The 1,828-nt window shown below is 69.3% G+C and carries 1 protein-coding gene; it reads right to left on the reverse strand.

Going from position 1 to position 1,828, the window contains the following annotated elements; translation table 11 throughout:
- Nucleotides 1-544: 544 nt before the first annotated feature.
- Entirely contained in the window at nt 545-1,132 is a 588-nt protein-coding gene (locus tag ACWD3I_RS49165) for a hypothetical protein (protein ID WP_365414244.1), read from the reverse strand.
- Nucleotides 1,133-1,828 lie beyond the last annotated feature (696 nt).

The following is a 1,828-nucleotide window of genomic DNA, read 5'->3' on the forward strand; positions in this document are numbered from 1 at the left end:
GCACTCCGCGCTGGGCATGCTCAGCCCGGTGGAGTACGAACTCCGCACCCCGCCAGTAGCCTGAAACCAAGCAACTCGACTCCACCCAACTCGGGACAGTCCGACCACTCTACGAAACTCGGGGCAGCTCACTCTGGGCTACCTCGACGAACCGGGGTTCGGCATGCCCGTGTTCGGCGATGGCTTCGCCGCACAACTCGGCGTCCTTGTGGCCGCGGCCTCGGCCGCCAGCACGTGGTGAGAACTGGGTCCGCCCCTGTCCGAGGGCGTAGGGATGGTCGCGGAAAAGGGAGGGGGCCACTTTCGTGAGTGGTTGTGTGAAGCGGTTGCGGTTCCGGCGGCGGCCGACCGGCCGTTGAGAGCGCGGGCGACTTCCTGTCCAGGTCAGGCGCACACTCGGGGGTGCAGGTAAGTTCGGCGAGTAGCAGGAGGTGTTTGTGCGAAGCGTCTCCTGGGGGAGCTGGTCGAGAACGCTGGCCCTGTCCACCCGCGCCGCTGACGGACCGTTGCCGCTGCCCTGCCCCTTTCCGTGTGTTTCCGGCTGTCAGTTGAAGATGTCCAGGAGGTCTGTCCAGGAGCCTCTGTCGTCGGTGGGGCGGGGCCGCATCGGGCGCGGCTCCGGGTAGGTTGCCGCTGCGGCCCGCGCACGGACGATGTCGGGCCCGCCGCACGCCGCGACCGCGAAAGCGCCGAAAACCTTGGCGAACGCGGCCGGGTCGCGAAACTCCACGCCGAACGCCCGGCCGTCCTGCAGCGGCACCCACACCACTCGGTCGAACCGTGTCCATTCCAGCACTGGCTGGTCGTCCGCGGTCGACCGCCCCTCCAGCCACAGCCGTGCCACGTGCAGCAGGTTCACCTTCTCCATCGGCAGCCGCTTGCGCCGTACACGCAGTTCACGCGCCGTCAGCGCGACCAGCTGGTCCTTCTTCGGGTACCAGGCGACGCCGATTCCGAACGGCACCCACAGCAGGATCCCGATCATCGGCCAGACCAAAGCGTCGCCCCACGACCGGAGCAGCCCGCCATCCAGCAGGTACAGGGCCCCGAAGACCAGAACCCACTTCGCCGTCATCCGCCAGAATCCGCTGCCCTGCCGGTACAGGACCCGTCGCTTCCCCGCCATCGCCATGCCTGCACGTTATCCGCTGTCCCGCAGCTCGCCGTAGGCGGCCTTCACCACCACAGGGGGCAGGCGGCGTTACCGACGCCACCTGCCGATACGCCTCGCCCTGGTCCGCGGGCCTGCTGACGTCATCTGCTACGGCGGTGGCCAGTAGGCGTAACCCGGCACCTGGGCCCCGGAGTCCAGGAGCCGCGCTGATCATTGCGGACCGCCGAGAAGAGGACACACTCCAGCGTCCGGCAGGACGTGAAGACATCCCGCCCCTGTCCGACGGCCCGGTCACCGCGTCTGGCCCGCGCAGCGTCGCCGTCAAGGGCCACCCGACGGGCCCCATCTCCACCGGTGACACCGGGCTACGCAGTGCTCCCGACGGCTCTGCGGGCCACCCGGAGCGCGCTGCCCCGGCCGTCCCCGTGCCGGCTTCATCACGGCCCGAGCCCGGGCCGGGCTCGGTGACCGCATCCGGAGCACGCTCGGTCGCCGTCAACGGCAACCCCGCTGGGACCGTCTCCACCGGCGATCAGTTCGGCGTGGACCCCGCGTGAAGTGGCCCTTCAAGAAGCAGCTCGCGAAACCACAGGCGCATGAGCCCGCTGTCCGGCGGACTTGAGTGGACGTTAAGTCCGTTTCTGGTAGCGGCCTCGTCCGGGTTGGGTGAGGAAGCCTTGGCGGACGAGGCGTCCGAGACGAGCACGGGTGACG

It is taken from the genome of Streptomyces sp. NPDC002817 (genome assembly GCF_053592055.1).